The 16,639-nt window shown below is 57.1% G+C and carries 11 protein-coding genes and 2 pseudogenes; 5 read left to right on the top strand and 8 right to left on the bottom strand.

Annotated features, from left to right (window positions below; all coding sequences use genetic code 11):
- Window positions 1-384: 384 nt before the first annotated feature.
- Window positions 385-1,599, top strand: a complete 1,215-nt coding sequence (locus B0G71_RS37450; RefSeq protein ID WP_116149330.1) for a ParA family protein — start codon at window positions 385-387, stop codon at window positions 1,597-1,599.
- Complete coding sequence (locus B0G71_RS37445; RefSeq protein WP_116149328.1) at window positions 1,596-2,564, top strand: ParB/RepB/Spo0J family partition protein; 969 nt, start codon at window positions 1,596-1,598, stop codon at window positions 2,562-2,564. Before B0G71_RS37450 ends, B0G71_RS37445 begins: the two co-directional genes overlap by 4 nt.
- Window positions 2,565-5,800: 3,236 nt before the next feature.
- Here the strand turns inward: B0G71_RS37445 and B0G71_RS37440 are convergent.
- The gene (locus B0G71_RS37440) at window positions 5,801-6,082 is read right to left on the bottom strand and encodes a hypothetical protein (RefSeq protein WP_309546289.1); all 282 of its coding nucleotides are present in this window, start codon (window positions 6,080-6,082) and stop codon (window positions 5,801-5,803) included.
- Window positions 6,083-6,293: 211 nt separating this feature from the next.
- Here B0G71_RS37440 and B0G71_RS37435 point away from each other — a divergent pair, with 211 nt between their 5' ends.
- The gene (locus B0G71_RS37435) at window positions 6,294-6,671 is read left to right on the top strand and encodes a hypothetical protein (protein ID WP_116149326.1); all 378 of its coding nucleotides are present in this window, start codon (window positions 6,294-6,296) and stop codon (window positions 6,669-6,671) included.
- A 573-nt stretch (window positions 6,672-7,244) separates the two neighbouring features.
- Here B0G71_RS37435 and B0G71_RS37430 read toward each other — a convergent pair.
- Both B0G71_RS37430 and B0G71_RS42320 read right to left on the bottom strand, forming a co-directional pair.
- Window positions 7,245-8,420, bottom strand: coding sequence for a tyrosine-type recombinase/integrase (locus B0G71_RS37430; RefSeq protein WP_116149324.1), 1,176 nt, complete (start codon window positions 8,418-8,420; stop codon window positions 7,245-7,247).
- 252 nt (window positions 8,421-8,672) lie between these two features.
- A pseudogene (locus B0G71_RS42320) lies at window positions 8,673-8,777 on the bottom strand (3-keto-5-aminohexanoate cleavage protein); the annotation flags it as partial.
- Window positions 8,778-8,953: 176 nt separating this feature from the next.
- On the opposite strand from B0G71_RS42320, the gene B0G71_RS37420 reads away from it, so the two are divergent.
- Window positions 8,954-9,907, top strand: coding sequence for a LysR family transcriptional regulator (locus tag B0G71_RS37420; protein ID WP_258875818.1), 954 nt, complete (start codon window positions 8,954-8,956; stop codon window positions 9,905-9,907).
- 27 nt (window positions 9,908-9,934) lie between these two features.
- Here the strand turns inward: B0G71_RS37420 and B0G71_RS37415 are convergent, their stop codons facing one another.
- The 3 genes from B0G71_RS37415 to B0G71_RS37405 all read right to left on the bottom strand — a co-directional run bounded on the left by B0G71_RS37415 (window position 9,935) and on the right by B0G71_RS37405 (window position 12,910).
- On the bottom strand, window positions 9,935-10,882 hold the full coding sequence (locus B0G71_RS37415; RefSeq protein WP_116149322.1) for a nuclear transport factor 2 family protein: 948 nt from the start codon (window positions 10,880-10,882) through the stop codon (window positions 9,935-9,937).
- Window positions 10,882-11,898 (bottom strand): LLM class oxidoreductase, encoded by a 1,017-nt coding sequence (locus B0G71_RS37410; protein WP_116149320.1) that lies wholly within the window; start codon window positions 11,896-11,898, stop codon window positions 10,882-10,884. The genes B0G71_RS37415 and B0G71_RS37410 overlap by 1 nt, the downstream gene beginning before the upstream one ends.
- Window positions 11,899-11,977: 79 nt before the next feature.
- On the bottom strand, window positions 11,978-12,910 hold the full coding sequence (locus B0G71_RS37405) for an alpha/beta hydrolase (RefSeq protein WP_116149318.1): 933 nt from the start codon (window positions 12,908-12,910) through the stop codon (window positions 11,978-11,980).
- A 147-nt stretch (window positions 12,911-13,057) separates the two neighbouring features.
- Here B0G71_RS37405 and B0G71_RS37400 point away from each other — a divergent pair.
- Window positions 13,058-13,864, top strand: a pseudogene (locus tag B0G71_RS37400) (DDE-type integrase/transposase/recombinase); the annotation flags it as partial.
- A 63-nt stretch (window positions 13,865-13,927) separates the two neighbouring features.
- Here B0G71_RS37400 and B0G71_RS37395 read toward each other — a convergent pair.
- Entirely contained in the window at window positions 13,928-15,019 is a 1,092-nt protein-coding gene (locus B0G71_RS37395; protein ID WP_181916950.1) for a mandelate racemase/muconate lactonizing enzyme family protein, read from the bottom strand.
- Between the two features lie 194 nt (window positions 15,020-15,213).
- Entirely contained in the window at window positions 15,214-16,470 is a 1,257-nt protein-coding gene (locus B0G71_RS37390) for an MFS transporter (protein ID WP_404935498.1), read from the bottom strand.
- Window positions 16,471-16,639: the final 169 nt, after the last annotated feature.

Genomic DNA, 16,639 nt, shown 5'->3' with positions numbered 1-16,639 from the left:
GGGGTTTATGTTTTAAAAAAATACAAACGGACAGGAGACGTGGCTGCAATATCGCAGATGTTTTCTGGCGGCGTACAAAATCGTAACGCCTTGATTTGTATGGGAAATTCGCGTCGGGCCTTACGACGCACAAAAACCACCCGGGGGTGGTTTTTGTGCGCGTCATTTGTTAACCACGTTTGTGCAGAGAATAGACAGCTTCCTTCGCCGTTTCTTATGGCTTTTTGAGCTTTCCCAAGTGCGGTTCGCCGTCCGGAAAGTGACGAAATATCAAAAGCTTAAGGCGGGTTTCTAAAAAAACTTGTCTAATTTAACGGATAGCGGGATTGTTTACGCACTTTCGTGTATTCTGCGGTTCAACGTCAAAACACGGAGAAGTGCAGAATGGCCCATGTAGGCACCTTACCGATGGAAGACCGAAAGGTCACTTTACGCGAAGTCGCAGATTTCGCAGATAACCTTGCACCGTTCTCCGACAATCTCCGGGAACAGATTCTGGCACCACGTCCACGGAAGGAAGCTCCCATCTACACCATTAGCGAGCTTGCGGAAATGTGCAACCTCACGCGCCAGCAGGTGCAATATCTGGCGACCAAAGCTGACTCCGGGCTTCCGGCGGGCACGTTGAATGGTACAGGGCGCAGCCGCACATTCACGCTCGCTGAAGCACGTGTGTGGATCAAGTTAGCGTCGGATATCTACCAGACCCGACTTGAAGAACCGGACGGCAATTTCCGTGGCAAGGTGCTGACGACCGCCCAGTTAAAGGGCGGTTCGGCTAAGACAACGACCACAGTCTGTCTGGCTCAGGCGTTGACGCTCTTTGGTCGAAAAGTCCTGCTGATCGATCTGGACCCGCAAGCGTCGGCGTCCGAACTGTGCGGCCTCTACGCGGAGAAGGAAATCACGGGCGAGGATACAGTTCTTCCTTATATCTACGATCAGAACGTCGAAGGTGGCCTTACCGCACAGGTTCAGTCGACATACTGGAACGGATTGGACATTATCCCCGGGCACACTTTCCTGTACGGCGCAGAGTTCCTCTTGCCCGCTCGGCAAAAGACGATGCAGGGGTACAGGTTCTGGTCGGTGTTGCGTGAAGGCCTGGAGCCGCTGCGGTCGCAATATGACTACATTCTGATCGATACGTCGCCGTCGCTTTCCTATATGAACCTGAATGCGCTTCTCGCCGCGGACGCATTGGTTATGCCGATGATCCCAGAGAATCTGGACTTTATTAGTTCGCTGGCGTTCTGGCGGCTCTTCTCCGACGTGGCGGAGGACTTTCTCCCGTACGAGGGAGATAAGGTCTACGACTTCATTTCGGTGCTGCTTTCAAAAGTGGACTACGGCAAGACATCGTCCGCACCCGTTGTGCGGCAGTGGGCGCAGAGCGCCTACGGCCGGTGGCTGGACCCGTTCGAGATTCCGGCAAGTTCAGTGATGAGCGGCGGCGCACTGTCCTTTTCGACTGCGTTGGACATTGTCAGCACGCACTCGAGTGCGAAGTCATTGCAGCGGGTCAAGCAGCCAATGATGCAGTACGCAAAGTGGCTCGACGATATGTTTGTTAAGAACTGGAAGGAGTCAGCAGCATGACCAATATCCGCGAACAACTCCTTGCAAAGACGGCAAACCTGGCAACCCCAGCTGATTTTAAAGGCGAAGTCAAAAAGGCTTCCCGTGGGCCGCAAACAATGCCTGGGATCACAAGCGCGTTGGCTGTCGCGCAATTGCGAATTCAGGAGCTGGAGAGGCAAGGCACGGCGACAGAGATTGCCGTCGACGATCTCTCACCTAATCCTTGGCAGCCGCGGCGGCAATTCAATGAGGCAAAGCTTGCTGAGTTGGCAAAGTCGATAAGCGAAGTTGGATTGCTGCAGGCCGTTACTGTCCGGCGTGTCGGGGATACATACCAGCTAGTCGCCGGGGAACGGAGGTGGCGCGCGCACAAGCTGGTCAATCGGCCGACTGTGAAAGCTGTGGTGATCGAGTGTACCGACCAGGATATGGCTGCGCTCGCACTGATGGAGAACGTCACGCGCGACGACCTTTCCGACTATGAGATTGCGGTCGCGGTGCGTCGCGCAGAGTCGGAATTCCCCAAGCGGACGCGTCTCGCTGACGTGATGGGCGTGACGCGCAACGATTTGTACCGGTTTCTCGCATTCGACGATTTACCCGACTTCGTCAAGCGCGACCTAGATTTGAATCCGTCGCTGTTGGGGGGAACGGCGGCTCAGGAGATCGTCCTTGCGCTCAAGCGAACTGGCGATGCAGGGATGGCAGCACTATCCGAAATTTGGCCCCTCGTTGTATCGGGGGACTTGGTGCAGAGCAAGGTGGCGTCGGCTATTAGCTCGAATGTGAATCGTGCAACCAATGGAAGTGATTCGGGAGGCAGGAGCATTTTGAAGATATTCGCCGGCAAGACACAAGCCGGAAGTATCACGCGCGATGGGAAAGGTTTGACGTTGAAATTTAAGGCGGGGATGCTGACGGATGAGCAGGAGGCGGAGATCAGAGAACACATCGGCAAGATGTTTTCGCTTCGTCCGGAGTGAGTGAACAGACCCGCCGATCGGCGGGTTTTTTGTGCTGTTGGAAAGTGTTCGGATCCGGACACTTTTTATCGGCAGCGTATCGAGCTGTTCGTATCGCATAGTGTCACGAACCTCCGCGTACCTCCTTACCGCCTGACTTGTTGTTTGTGGCCGGCTGGGGGACCAAATATCTTCCTTTGGTTTGCGTCGGCCCACGCGGTACGCCAGAGAGTCAATCAGAAGTTGCCGGATACTGCGGCGAGCGATCGAGGCGTTACTTGCTATAACGCACGCAGAGTTCGGACCGGCGTTGCCTTGCAGTATCCACGCGATGAGCCCGAGTTGGCGAATCGTCCGGATCCGGACGATTCTCGAGGGAATGCATATCGAGCTGTCTGTGTCGCACATTTTCAGGATCTCTGCGCTATCCCTGACCGCGACAAGCGCTCTTTTGAGGCCGACTAGTAATTGAAACGTCAACCTTTGAATGGCGGCCTCTGGCGCGGCGTGAGCCGGAGGTCAATCTAAAGTGGTCTCAAGAAGACGGCGGTCGATCGCGGCAGCGCTGGCCATTGCACGCCAGGATGAGACACGGCATGGCGCGCAGCCACCGCGCGGCGGCCCGAGCCGGCAAAGTGTCCGGATCCGGACACTTTGCCGGCTCACGATAGGGATCTCTGCGACGACAATTCTCTTGCGGACCATACTTCTGCCCTGCGGCCCCCAACTGAAGCACTCGGCCTCAAGCCATCCTTCCCGCACGCTCAGCCGAACTACGATTCACAGAGAGCGTATTGCCTCGGCACGCTGTTCACCATCTGACCGGCTTCGTTTGCAATGCTTCCCATCGGAGGCAGACCGCGTAGATAAAACGGCCCCGCATTGCGTCGAGTAAGTATCCGACTAACTCGGGACGCTACTGACGTCGTGCTCGTTCCGCGATCTGGACATCCTTCACGAAGCTTCGCTGCGCATGGCGGCTCACCGACATCTTCAGCGACGGTGTGGGTCACAATCGCGAGGGCATCCGAGCGATACGGGGGCCATTTGTCCGTCACGTCTGCGGCGAGCCCTCCGCGACCGCTTCGTGGCGTAGATGCAAATCGGTAAAAAGTGTGCTCTCGCGTTTCTCCCCGCGTGCCAGCTCCCGACCGAGAAATCCACGCGCAAAACCGACTTGAAATTGATCGACAATGTGTCTTACACGGAAGCGCTGTTCGAGCATGCCTGCTTTGCAGAACGACCGGGCGTCTGATCTCACGGCGTAGTTATCCGCATTCGGAATCTCGACTTTATCGTGGGTGTCACGTCCACGTGACCAATCCGGCGGTCGTCACGGCATTCCCGCCACCGCTGCGCCGATGAGCGTTTGCAGATGCACCGGCACTTGGAGTGGCGTAAGAGTCAGGGAGGTGGGAGGCTTGTCCCGAGTTCGATGGCTTGGCCCTTTGGCATGGATGACAGATTGAAAGGTCCTTTATTTTCATCCGTCTCCATTGCTCGTCTGCCGACGCTGTATCGTCAGTCGACCAGTTTCCGCATAATGACGTCCCTCTCGTGCTACCCGGCATAGGCGGAGTTTCCGTGACCAACCTTAGCCAATCGCGCAAAAAAATGGGCCATCGATGGCCTCGGTCTGACTGTGATGGGAGGCATTTGGATTGAGCGGGCAGACCAAGTTGCTGCGAACGAAGCGCCTTCGCCGAAGGCTTGCCTGACTGAATACACAAGGCTTTGTAGCCCCTCAGGAGGGATGCGGAGACCTGTGCCCAGTCCGCGTAGCGAGTCAATTACTTACCCGACGAGATCCAGTGCGGCATCGTGAGCAACTGCGGCTTAGCTTTGGTAGTAGACGCATCGCCGGGCACTGGCAGCGACGATACCCCGAATTCATAGAGGCTCACGTGTATCGCGCCGCGCTACTTTACTGCGAAGAATCAACGCAACTGTGGCCGACAAATTGGTCTGCTAAAAAGCAATATCGAAACGTACAGGACGGCAGGGCAACGCCTATCAGCAGCATGATTCATAAGCAGCGAACCGCGCTTTGGCCGCAGCCTGCACAGAGCCGCATCAAGACACGGCCACGGCGCGCAAAAGCGCGAATCCTCGCATGAGCATGAGATGCGCATCCCGAGCGTGTAGGCCGAAACCCCGTACCTCATTAGCAACGTGTTTGAATCCGATCTGATGGGAGACGTCCGAGAAGCACCAACGACGACCAAATCCCCTTCGGTCTCAGCCGCCGACATCTGCGCATAGGATCGCTTTACCATGACGGCAAACATCCGTGCTGGCCAAGCTCTGAGGTGTCGAAATTGTCCAACATGCGCGATAAAGCGGATCGCGGTGGGCACATTAGGTAATCCTAGCTCGCCATTCCAAAACCTAGGCAACACCATCGTGATGACCTACGCGTTGTAGGGAAAGCGACCGAGCCACACGCCTTGAGCGATGTGAGACTATGCGGTTAACCCAAAGACAGTGATTAACGCGAACTTGCGGATTTGATTGGTACCACTAACTATATCCGTCCTGGACCGTGTTTGTGAATCTGAGGTGGGGTGCACACGTACGAGCGAAGGCGTCTATGATTGTTGCCCCCGTGAAACATTGAGCCCCAAACGGTAGAATAGCTAAAAGCCAGCACTTTCGGGCGTTCTGGGGCTTAATTGCCAGTTTTTCTGCCCACTGTTTCACGGTTTGGGCCAATTTGAGGGGGCGTACGCCTCGCCAATCCTTGCCTCCTCGGTGCCAGTCCCTCCGGACGATGAAACGTATCAAATGCGACGTAATTTGTAATCGAACATACGTCGGTTTAGTTCAGGCGGCTCCTGTCGTGCAGCCACCTAGCCAGTTCCTCGATTGAGCGCAGTAACCGGTTGAAATAGTGCGCCGGCAACGGGCATTATTATTGACCGTGGACATTACCTCCTCCCCTCGCGTTCATGGATTTCTCAGCTCGGGTTGGTGCCGTCGACATCTGCGCGGCTATCCGATCAACGTGGAATGCGTTGCCTCTACGCCTGCAAACTCATTGGCCGGACGAAGGGCGAACGCCAACCGTAGAACGTATTAATTTTGTCTCTGTTGCGTCATTAAATGTGTCATCTCGCGTCGGCGGAGTAGAAATGCAACTAACCGTCGGAGATAGCAGAGACGCCCAGTCGCTTCGCCACAAACCAGGTCGGCATGGGGAAGGGCAGTCCGCTGCCTCCGACTGCGACGATTACCCGTTCGACACACCCGGGGCATCACTACCTAGTCGTAGAAGCACTTGACGCCTGATGGCGAGACGGTCTCGCCTGCACATTGCAGAAATCGGCGAGGTGACGGTCTTCGTTGATCAGCACATAGCCCGGTCGCTCGCAGAAGGTGATCACCTTCGGATTCGCCTCGAGTAGTAACCATTGTTCAAGCAACGCAAGACGGTAGAACTTCGCGCGGCGCGCGAGTTTGGGGCTGAAGGCTTCAAAGCGACGCGCGCCGCGTGGACGGCCAAGCGTCATCGGCCTGGTTACCTGAAGGGTATCGGCCATGAGGTCAACCTCCTAAGGACGGGATTCGAAGTATAGGAGGTGAATTGGCAAATTTAATACGAACATATGCGAGTTGACACTTTTCTGCCGCTTCGAAGGGACATAAAAGTGTCAACTCTCGCGCGTTCTGGCCCGCCGCTATTGGCGAGGGCCGGTGACGGATTCATTACATCCTACGATTACTTCGGCCGCTCGCCATCTGTCCCGGAGGATGGATAGCCGATCGACGCCGCCGTTCTGTCCGGTCGCACAGGCGGTGCTGCGGTGGCGTACGAAATGGGAAGGCTTTGGCGTTCCCGAGGCGCTGCTGCATCCACCGCTGCACGGTCCGCTCGGGATCGTCGTCTGGCTTTCGCGTTATGCGCCGATCGCGCCTCGCGAATGGAGCGAGTCAACGAGCCGATGGCTCACGCTACATCTGTTCGCAATCGCATGTCTCGACAGTTTTCACACTTTCCTCCATGAAGCGCAGCAGACGCGCAGTCACGAGCGCGTTGTGTGGCGGCCGTTTCCCGTCCATGACTTCCCGCAGCGCGAAGTGGTCGCGGGGCGCGTGACCGGCCCGATGATCCCGCACGATTCCGACTGATGTCGCTCCAGCTTGAGCGAGGTATCCGCGTTTTGCCCAGCACCGCACCCGGCGGCCTTGCACATGAAAAACATCATGCACGGCTTTTGTTCGCTATCGGGAAGGCGGGCGACGGACCGGCTTCGTCTCTTTCGCCTCGACCTCCGGAGCACGTCAATCAGCCGACGGCACCGGGATACAGCGTTTCGGCTGTGCTGCCGCGATACGACGCTTGCCCGGTCTTCACCCCCGCGAACACCGTCGAAGGCGATCCGAAATCTGTTGTTGCCGTGTGAGAGTCAACGCAGGCTCTCTCTGGAGAACGGAGTTGCAGTAAATTTTATGACGATCTGAGAAGCCTGTATGTAGCAAGCAAGCGACTGCACTCGGGCAGCCCCTGGACCGATCGCCCAACCCCAACGGCCCATCGCTCGGCGGTGGTTGTTATGGACGACGAATGATATGTGCGGTGCTCGTGCTATCGAACTTGAGGTAGTTACGCTCAAGCATACCGATGCAGCAGCGGCAAACGCGGACTTCGGGGCGGAGCCGCCTCTCTCTGCGCAAAATCGCAGCCGGTAGTGAAATCCATCATCACCAGTCCAGCCGATGTTTTTCTTCCGTCTCCCGGTGACGGGTGTCGTCGTCGCTATGAAGATAGATGCTCGTCGTCGAAATCGATGCGTGGCCGAGGTTGTCTCGCACGAGTCGCAGATCGAGGTTGCCGTCGGCCATGTGGGATCCGGCGCTGTGCCTCAGCCAGTGTGCGGATGCACGCTCCAGATGCGTCGCTCGCGCGGCATAGTCTTCTCCGCGAAGCCTTAATTTGTCCGCTGCGCCGGCAAAGATACTTTTAACGATCGAGTGCAGCGCGGCCCGCGTGAGCGGCTTCATGGATTTGCCAAGCGGCAACACCAGCGGCGTGTCCTCGTGCGCGGATGGCAGCGGTGCGAGCCCGCGCTCGCGCCGGTACCGCGCGAGTTCGACCATCATCTCGGCGGATGCGGGGACGAGTCGTTCCTTGTCGCCTTTGCCCAGCACCTCCAGCCACCACCGTTCGTTCCCCTCGCTGTCGCGCCGGCAGAAAAACTTGCCCATCGTGTTGCCCCCGACCTCCGATATCCGCAGTCCACCGAGGTAGAGCAGGGTAAAGAGCCATCGAGCGCGCCAGTAACGTTCCTGTTCCCGGTCGCTATCCCGCGGCAGGCCGTCGATATAAACCTTCACTTCCTGCCAGAGGTCGCGCTCCAGGTAGCGGGTGATGCGCGGCGCCTGGCGGCGGGACCGCTGGCGCGACAGGGACAGCGGGTTGCCGGCAAGGTAGCCCGCTTCGACAAGCCATGAGAACAGCGCATTGAGGATGACCATCGCCTGACGCTGGCTTGAGACTGCGAGCGGCCCGTAAAACGGTCGCCAGCGCGGATCGTGACGCGGAAACTTGCGCCCCCCACCTGACACCCAGCGCGAACGTGGTTGAGGATCTCCAAGAAATACTCTGTAGGCGAGCAGGTCCTCGTGCGTGAGTGATGACAGAGGCTTGCCCAGTTGCACAATGGACCATAAGAGGAGTCGCTCAGCTTCCTTGCGATAGTTGTCGAACGTAGTCTTTGTGTCGACGACGCGGGCCAGCCATGCGCGTATCGCGCTCAGGTCGTCCGCTGCGGTGATCTGCTGGCGCCCGTTCGCCCGGTTGACGCCGTGGCGACCGTCCAGGTCAGGCGGCAGGTCAAGCGCATCGAGCGGGAGTGGAGCGATAAGCTTGGTCGTCATGGTTTCAGCGGGGAACGGGCAGGAGCATGCGTCCCCGCGATTGTCGCACGCGTGGAAGCTCTTTTGACACTACAGGCATATTGTCTAAATGTCCTAAGGATCGTTTTTGTGTCGGGGAGATATTCTGTGGAGGAGCCGCCGTCTTTCTGCTGCTCCTCTGGATAGGCGCGCACGCGTGCCTAGTAGACCAACCCGTCGAGCGAGACAGTTTTTGTAGGTTTGAAGAACGCAGGCACAGCGTGGTGACGTCCAACGTCCAACGCCCGCAGCCGTCCATGTCGCGTCCGGTAGTGTCGACAATTGCTTTCCGTCAAATTCAAGAATCTCACAGCGCGCGGGCAGTGCATTCTTCACGCCCCAACTGTTCGTCGTCAGGAAGTTGACCGAGCCGGTCGCTAGCGACGCCATGGCCACTCAGACCAAAGGCTGATTTGCGTCGAGTCAAAGCAGGCGACAAGACGGAAGGCGATGGGAATATGCATCGTTCGCCGCCCCATGGCAAAAGGCGCGTGTGCCCGACACAAGGCGATAAAATGATGGCTTTTTCGAAAACCTACACGGGATGCGCCATGAGCCTTGGAAATATCAACGATGTCGCTACATTCGTCGGCGTCGTCAAGGCAGGGAGCTTCACGCTAGCGGCAAAGCAGATGGGCGTCACTCGTTCGGCCGTCGGAAAGGGCATCTTGCGACTCGAAGAACGCCTTGGCGTTCGTCTCTTGAACCGTACGCCGCGAAGTCTGAGCCTTACCGATGACGGGCAAGTCTATTTCGATCGGTGCAGATTGATATTGGACGACTTGGAGGAGACGGAGACCGCAATGGCCTCGCGGCGCGGAACGCCATCCGGTCGGATTCGGCTGAGCTTGCCAATTGCGCTGGGCCAAAAGCACGTGATGCCGGTGCTTGAAACTTTCCTCAAAACCTGGCCGGAAGTTAGCGCTGAGGTTGGATTCACTGACCGATTCGTCGATCTTATCGATGAGGGCATCGATATTGCCATCCGCATTGGCGAACCTCGGCAAGACTCTCGATTGATCAGCAGGACGGTTGCACAGCAGTATGTCCTTACCTGTGCGTCGCCCGAGTACCTACAGACTCGTGGAATTCCTAAAACCCCTACGGACCTGAACAACCATCAATGCCTGTTTTTTCTGAGCTCGGGGCGCCCCCAGCCCTGGATGTTCAAAAGTGACAAGGGGCCAACTGCGTTTTCTTCTGCTACCAGTCGATTGCTAATGGATAGCGGGGAGGCGTTGAAGGCAGCTGTGGCAAACGGCGTCGGCATCGCAAATCTTCCTTCCTACAACATCGAAGATGAGTTGCGAAAGAAGCGGCTGATACCGGTGCTCCAGGATTATCAGGTAGCCCCAGAACCCATTCGCGTCGTCTATCCGACCCGACAGCATCTGTCGCCGAAAGTACGTGCCTTCATCGACGCCTTATTCGAGACGTGGTTCACGCCTCCTTGGGAGTTGGAGCGCTAGCCTACAATTAAAGGTCGAACCGGCAAGCTAGCGCTGACCGTCAGGAAATGTAATCCACCCTGGGTTGTATTCACTCCAAGTCAACTTCCATTGGTCGTCTACTCGGCGAAGTTTCATTACGTAGTGCGCGCCATATAGCGGCTCGCCGTCTACCTTGGCGGCCCGCTGAGGAATTACGCGACCTACTGTCATCGTTGCTGTGCCGTTTTCTTCGTCAGCTTCAATGCGCAATGGCACTCCGAAATGTTGCATCCATGGCCATGGACGACGAAACTCTTTCAGATGCGAGACGATGCTGCGCAATCCTTTGAGGATGCCAATCGGCGCGAAATTCCCCGCCGCGTCATCCATATAACACTGCTTCAGATGCCCAAAATCGGCCAAATCGAGTCCCCACGCATACCGGGCGTAGACCTCTGCGATTTGCTCTTTGACTGTGCCGACGATGGACCGCTGCGGAAATTGTAGCCACGGTGAGTCGAGTTCACTGACGACAACTGGCACTGGATCACCTATTTTCCATTCTCGATTACCGATAGGCTGTCTCCAGCCGGTCACGATCTTTGCATCTCCTTCCAACCAGTTCACATTCAATCGGAGGGTGGAAATACGCCATTCGCCCTCAAGCAATTCCAGTTCGAGAACAACGGTAGCACCGAAAGTGAGGCTGCTGGGTCCGCCGCGTGGAGGTACAAACTGCCCATATATATACGCGCTAGCACAAGCTTTTGCGTCGTGTCCCGTGACATAGTGATTGGTGGAATTCAAACGCAAATTCGCGCGCTGCAGCGTCGCGTCGATCAGCTGCTCGGCAACCCCCGCGCCACCCAGCGCCTCACCATGCGCACTGCTTGTGAACGCAGCGTCAGACGTGAAGAGTTGCCTGAGTTCGTTACTGTTCCGCGTCGACCACGCATTCAGAAGCATGTCTAGCGCCTCAAGGATCCTTTGCCGTTCGGATATGGACCGCGTCATCACACCTCCGGCCTTGCGACTTTCCCGGCCGGAAAATGCGGCAAGACGTATTCCGCTAACTCTTCCATCGCTTCTGCGGCGGGTCGGCGCAGCGGCTTCAAGTTCAGTGCAACGTGAGAGATACCGAGTGCTTCCTGTTGCTTCCACAAATCTATGAGCGCATTGCGGCCGATGCGAACGCCATTGGACCCACGTTGCAGTGGCAGGTTCGGGTTTTCGTCCAAGTCGAAGAATGTGGCATACCCATACGGCTTAAAGGTTTTCCCGTCACCTGCTTCTCGCCATGAACGAATAATCTCAGGCAGACGCGCGAAGTCACTAATATGCCAGATCCAACCGTCGCTGTTCTTTGCGATCCAGGCAATATCTTGCCGGGCGCGGCCAACAACGATAGTTGGGACACGTGAAGCAACCGGCCGGGGGATCAATTCAAGTGATCCCCTCATCTCGCCATAGTGTTCGGACTTGAAGGTCGGAAAATGCTCTTCGCTGACGGTTCGTATGATAGAAAACGCCTCCCGGTACCGTTCGCCGCGATTATCATGGTTCACGCCAAATGCGGGATATTCGACCGCACGGTCGCCACTCGACAGGCCGAGAATGAATCGTCCATTCGTTAGCTGGTCAACTGAGGTAGCCTGCTTTGCGACAATTAGTGGGTCGCGCAGTGGAAGAACGATACCTGTTGTCCCCAGAGCAATGCGCCGGGTATAAGCTGCGAGGAATCCAAGGTAGACCATAGGGTCCAACATCTGGCCCGTGTCCCCAAAGGTGGGGTCGTAAAACGGGACATCTCGCATCCACAAGGTCGCAAACCCGGCCTGGTCGGCTTTGACCGCAAGTTCGACGTGGTTCTCGAGAGTAGGGAACGGAGAGTCCGGATAACCTTCGAGCGGCATAATCAAGCCAAAGGTCAATCGGTCTGGTTGGAATACCTGCGCGAAGCCAGCATGGCGAGCGAGCTCGACGGGGAGGCTCCCCGCCAGCGGGATAGGCGAAGCAGAATTACTCGACATAAAAGCAGAAGACTCGGCACGACTGCGTCACGCCAAGCTGGTCCTCCATTCAAGGGTGGCGGATGTCGCTACAGGAAATTCACCTGGCATCTGCATCGCGCAGGCACTGTTGCATGAACTGAGCCGCGTTCGCCAGTGCCTGCTTGGCTTCGGGCTGCTCTGTCGACATGAAATGCCAAGCGTGGAACATATGCGGCCACACTTCCAACGTCACCCGGACGCGATTTTCGGCAAGATGTGTCGCCAAACGCATTCCGTCAGTCAGCATTTGTTCCGCTTCACCCATTTGAACCATGATCGGGGGAAGACCCGTGACATCCGCAAATACCGGCGACGCCATAGGATGACCCGGCAACGCATATTGCAAGAACTTGCTTGCCAGGAAGACCAGACCTGCCTTTGTATTGAGGGGATCGATTCCTTCGCGATTCGTCATCGAGATGCCGGTATGCTCGAGATTCGCCCATGTGGAGATTGAAACCCCGCCTGCCGGCAACGGGAGCCCCGAATTACGGGCCGCGACCATCGTCGTCACTGTCAGTGCACCGCCGGCGGATTCGCCAGCGAACACGATCTTGTTTGCAGCGTGCCCATCGTCAAGCAAGCCCTTATAGAATTTCAGTGTGTCGTCAATCGCGGCCGGGAATGGATGCTCGGGGGCCAGACGATAGTCAGGCATGAACACCTTAGCGCCCAACAGCTTTGCAAAATTGCCGCTGATACCGTGATAGCCGGCGGGCTCGCCCACGATATAGGCGCCACCGTGGATGTATACCAAGATATCGGTGGTCTTGATGTCGTCGGGAATGGCTACTTGGCCTGGAACGCCGCCGATCACAATATTTTCGAAGGAAACGCCGGCAGGAGCCGGGTTTTGGGCGAGCATCTTGGTGTAGGAGGCCCGAACCTCGGTCATGGTCGCCGACTTATTCTCGCCAGTGAGGACGGGACCCAAGTCCACCAAACTATTTCTCCAGCTCTCTACGAATGCGCGCGATTTGTCCGTCAACATGTCCGTTTCTCCTGTGAGTACTGAACATTGGTTCAGTCAACTGTTTCGATGCGCCAGAATAAACAGTTCGATGGGGAATGTGCTTCCCCATAACAGTGACGATTCTTGGACATTGATACAACGGAGATAAGGTGGAGGAGCTGGCCAGTGGAGTATGGCCGCTCAAAAAACTGGATTGCGCGCTCGCCCTTACTGCCCGGGGACGACCGATGAAAACGGTCTGCGATGTTCTCGCGCTCTGCTTTGGCAGCCAGAAAAACCCGATCCCCGGACTGGCAGGATGGTCGCCGCGCCCAGCATACTGACGACTCGGAGTTGGTCGCTGCAATCCACGAGCAAGTGACTGTCTTGCCGACCTATGGGTATCGAAGAGTCTGGGCACTGCTGCGACCTAGTCACGAGATGAACGGCGCGCCGTGCGTGAACGCCAAGCGGGTCTATCGCGTCATGCGCGACTATCAGTTGCTGTTGCGACGTCCTGGCCAACGTCGCGATATCCGTCGGCATGATGGACGCATAGCCGTTGACCGGAGCGATGTCCGCTGGTGCTCAGACGGCTTCGAGTTCCGTTGTGACGATGGCTCGCCGTTACGCGTGACGTTTGCGTTGGATTGACATGACCGGGAAGCCATCAGTTGGGCAGCCACTACTGGCGGCCATAGCGGCGACGTTGTGCGTGATGTGATGCTCGCAGCAGTCGAGCAACGCTTCGGCACGACTCGGACAGACACGCCCATCGGATGGCTCTCGGACAACGGCTCGGCTTACATCGACCATCGCACGCGCAGCTTTGCTCGCGAGTTGGGTCTGGAGCCGTTGACGACGCCTGTTCGTTCGCCGCAAAGTAACGGCATGGCCGAGTCGTTCGTTAAGACGATCGAGCACGATTACATCGCCTCTATGGACAAGCCAGACGTGCCAACGGCGCTCGCACATCTGGCTGGTGCCTTTGAGCGAAAATAGAGTCGCTAACTCTCGTTTCATCCGCTGGCGCCAAGAACTTCCATGACCGTTGATCTAAAGGCCTACCATTTGGACGGCGTTGTCTTCGATACGATCCCAACTAAGGTCAAGACCCACTCCGGGTTCCTCGCTGACCAGCATATGGCCGCTTTCGATAATCACTGGGCGTAGCAAAAGCGAACTCAGCGGGTCCGCTCCGGATTCGTGCGGAATCCATTCAACGCCTTCCACCTGAGGAAAAGCGCAGGCCAGATGAACATGCAACGGAGCGAAAACATGAGGCAGAACGGTACATCCTCCAAGATGGGCCGCTGCCATCGCTGTTAGCGCTCCCGTGATCCCGCCGCACGTAGTGGCGTCCACACGCAACACGGAAACTCCGCGTGCCAGCCTGCCAAGCGAGCGGGCGTCGACAACGTCCTCCCCTGCAGCTATCGGCGTGCGCAGACGGCTTTGCAATCCAGCCGTAAATTCTACGTCTTGCGGCACAAACGGATCCTCGAGAAACGCCAACTCGGCGTCGTCAATCTGGTTGCAGAACTTGAGCGCTTGAGTCATTGACGACCACGACCAATGTGCGTCTGCCGCGACTTGTCCCGGCGCACGTTCCGCCACCGCACGAACGTATCGAAGATCGTAGGCTGGGTCATCTCCCTTCAGCATCACCTTTACCCGAGAATATCCTTCGTCGATTCGCAGTGACACTTCGTCTGCGATCTCGTCTATCGAGCGAACGTCCATGTAATAGCCAGCGACCGCCGTGACTGGAACGCTTTGCCGAAGACCACCTAGCATCCTGTACAACGGCAGGCCAGCCGCTTTGGCCGCGATGTCCCAGAGGGCGATATCTAGCAGGCTAATGGCACGAGAATAGAATGGCCGGGAGGTGGCGTTGGCCTCCTCAAACGCATGGAGAGGTGCGCGGCGAAGTAGAGGATCGGTGCCAATCAGACCACTCGCGACGCGAGAGATTGATTCTACAAGCGGGGTGCCGCGAGGATAGCCCAACGCATCGCCGCCGATGCCCGAATCGGTCTCGATCCGTACTGCGACGTAGTCGCGAGTTCGAATCTCAACCGGACCCAGGCGCAATGGACGCGGGAGCGGTATCTTCACTTGCGCCAACATTATCCGGGAAATCTTCATGATCGAGAGGCTCTCTATCGAAGGACAGGTCTGGCATAAATCTTCCTCGCGCTCGGGGCCTAAGTGCCTGGGTCCCGAGGGGGCGGGCAACTGAACCGCTCGACTCGTCGCGAGCTGGCGATGGTGTGCGACCGGCGCGCTGGCAGTTCGCTGAGGGCAGCGAACACCACGTTGGCGCACAGCCGCAACATAGATCAGGCAAACTCTTCTGCGATTTTTGTTTCTGCCAGTGCCTCCTTTGGCCATTGCAGAAAGAATACGCAGAGTGCGCCGATGAGGGTGATGCCGCACAAAACGTACAAGCCGGCAGCGGTGTTCCCTGCAACCGTATCAGCGAAATTCTTCACGGTCGGTGCCACAAAGCCGCCGAGCAAGCCGATGCCGTTAATCAAGCCGATACCTCCGGCCGCGGCGACCCCGGAAAGACGGCGAGTTGGGAAAGTCCAAAGAACCGGCTGAACAGCAATGAACCCCGCAGCCCCAAAGCACAGTGCGATGAGAGCTATAACTGGTGTACTTTCGGCCGAGACACCGATACCGATACCACTTAGGGCCAGCGTCACTGCGGCCACTACCCGGTGCGCTTTGAAACGATCAGCGATACGCGGCACGCAAAACGACGCCACAATTGCGCAAAGCCAGGGTATGGCTGTTACCAGCCCGACTTTTAAGCCGACTTTTTCACCGAGAAGGTGAGCCACCTGGGTGGGTAGATAAAAGGTGACTCCGAATACAGCCATCTGGACGACGAAATAGACGAAGGTGTATTGAATGATGCGTGGGTCTTTGAAGATGTGGCCTAGTTTTACTACGCCGTGGGCATGTTTTTCGGTCGTCTCGAGTGCCATTGCGTTCACAAGAGCATCCTTCTCAGCCGGCGTCAGCCACGTTGCATCGGTCGGCTTGTTGTCAAGATACCAGTACGCCCAGACACCCACGGCGGCAGCCATGAGGCCCTCAACCATGAACATCCACTGCCAGCCATGAAGGCCGCCTACGCCGTCGAATTCCAGCAGAAAGCCAGATAGCGGACCACCGAGAATGAATGCCAGCGGCGCACCGAAATAGAATAAACCCATGATCCGTCCGCGCACATGATCCGGGAACCAGTACGTGAGGTACAGAATCACCCCGGGGAAGAATCCGGCCTCCGCAGCCCCCAACAATAGACGCAGAGCATAGAAGGATTTCTCTCCCGAAACGAACATCATCGCGGCCGATATCAGACCCCACGGAACCATGATCCGACACATCCAGATTCTCGCGCCGAACCTGTGCATTGCAAGGTTGCTAGGAAGCTCGAGCGCGGCATAGGTGAGAAAGAAAAGGCCGGCGCCCATGGCAAACGCAGCGTTCGAAATCCCGGTGGCCGCTTGCATGGATTCCTTCGCAAACCCGATGTTCGCTCTGTCAAGGAAGGAAAGGACATACATCAGCAGCAGAAATGGCATCAGGCGCTTGCACGCCCGCCGGATTGCACTATCCAGTATCTGCGGCTCGAGAACGTGCCCGGTCTGTAACGCTTTTCCTTGATTCGTCTGGTTTGACATGTGTCTTCTCCTTGGTAGTCTCGAGGCCGGCCGTGGGCTCTTCGCGTTGCACGGCAGCCGAGATTCAACC

Origin of the sequence: Paraburkholderia sp. BL27I4N3 (genome assembly GCF_003386115.1) — a bacterium.
In the GTDB taxonomy this organism is placed as follows: Bacteria; Pseudomonadota; Gammaproteobacteria; order Burkholderiales; family Burkholderiaceae; genus Paraburkholderia.
The sequence above is the reverse complement of the archived record's forward strand: the minus strand, read 5'-3'. Positions and strand labels throughout refer to the sequence as shown.

What these genes read in the sequence shown, in the direction of transcription:
- B0G71_RS37450 (WP_116149330.1), top strand. Translation starts at nt 385, where the DNA reads ATGGCCCATGTAGGCACCTTACCGATGGAAGACCGAAAGGTCACTTTA.
- B0G71_RS37445 (WP_116149328.1), top strand. Translation starts at nt 1,596, where the DNA reads ATGACCAATATCCGCGAACAACTCCTTGCAAAGACGGCAAACCTGGCA.
- B0G71_RS37440 (WP_309546289.1), bottom strand. Translation starts at nt 6,082, where the DNA reads ATGGCCGATACCCTTCAGGTAACCAGGCCGATGACGCTTGGCCGTCCA.
- B0G71_RS37435 (WP_116149326.1), top strand. Translation starts at nt 6,294, where the DNA reads ATGGATAGCCGATCGACGCCGCCGTTCTGTCCGGTCGCACAGGCGGTG.
- B0G71_RS37430 (WP_116149324.1), bottom strand. Translation starts at nt 8,420, where the DNA reads ATGACGACCAAGCTTATCGCTCCACTCCCGCTCGATGCGCTTGACCTG.
- B0G71_RS37420 (WP_258875818.1), top strand. Translation starts at nt 8,954, where the DNA reads ATGATGGCTTTTTCGAAAACCTACACGGGATGCGCCATGAGCCTTGGA.
- B0G71_RS37415 (WP_116149322.1), bottom strand. Translation starts at nt 10,882, where the DNA reads ATGACGCGGTCCATATCCGAACGGCAAAGGATCCTTGAGGCGCTAGAC.
- B0G71_RS37410 (WP_116149320.1), bottom strand. Translation starts at nt 11,898, where the DNA reads ATGTCGAGTAATTCTGCTTCGCCTATCCCGCTGGCGGGGAGCCTCCCC.
- B0G71_RS37405 (WP_116149318.1), bottom strand. Translation starts at nt 12,910, where the DNA reads ATGTTGACGGACAAATCGCGCGCATTCGTAGAGAGCTGGAGAAATAGT.
- B0G71_RS37395 (WP_181916950.1), bottom strand. Translation starts at nt 15,019, where the DNA reads ATGAAGATTTCCCGGATAATGTTGGCGCAAGTGAAGATACCGCTCCCG.
- B0G71_RS37390 (WP_404935498.1), bottom strand. Translation starts at nt 16,470, where the DNA reads ATGCCATTTCTGCTGCTGATGTATGTCCTTTCCTTCCTTGACAGAGCG.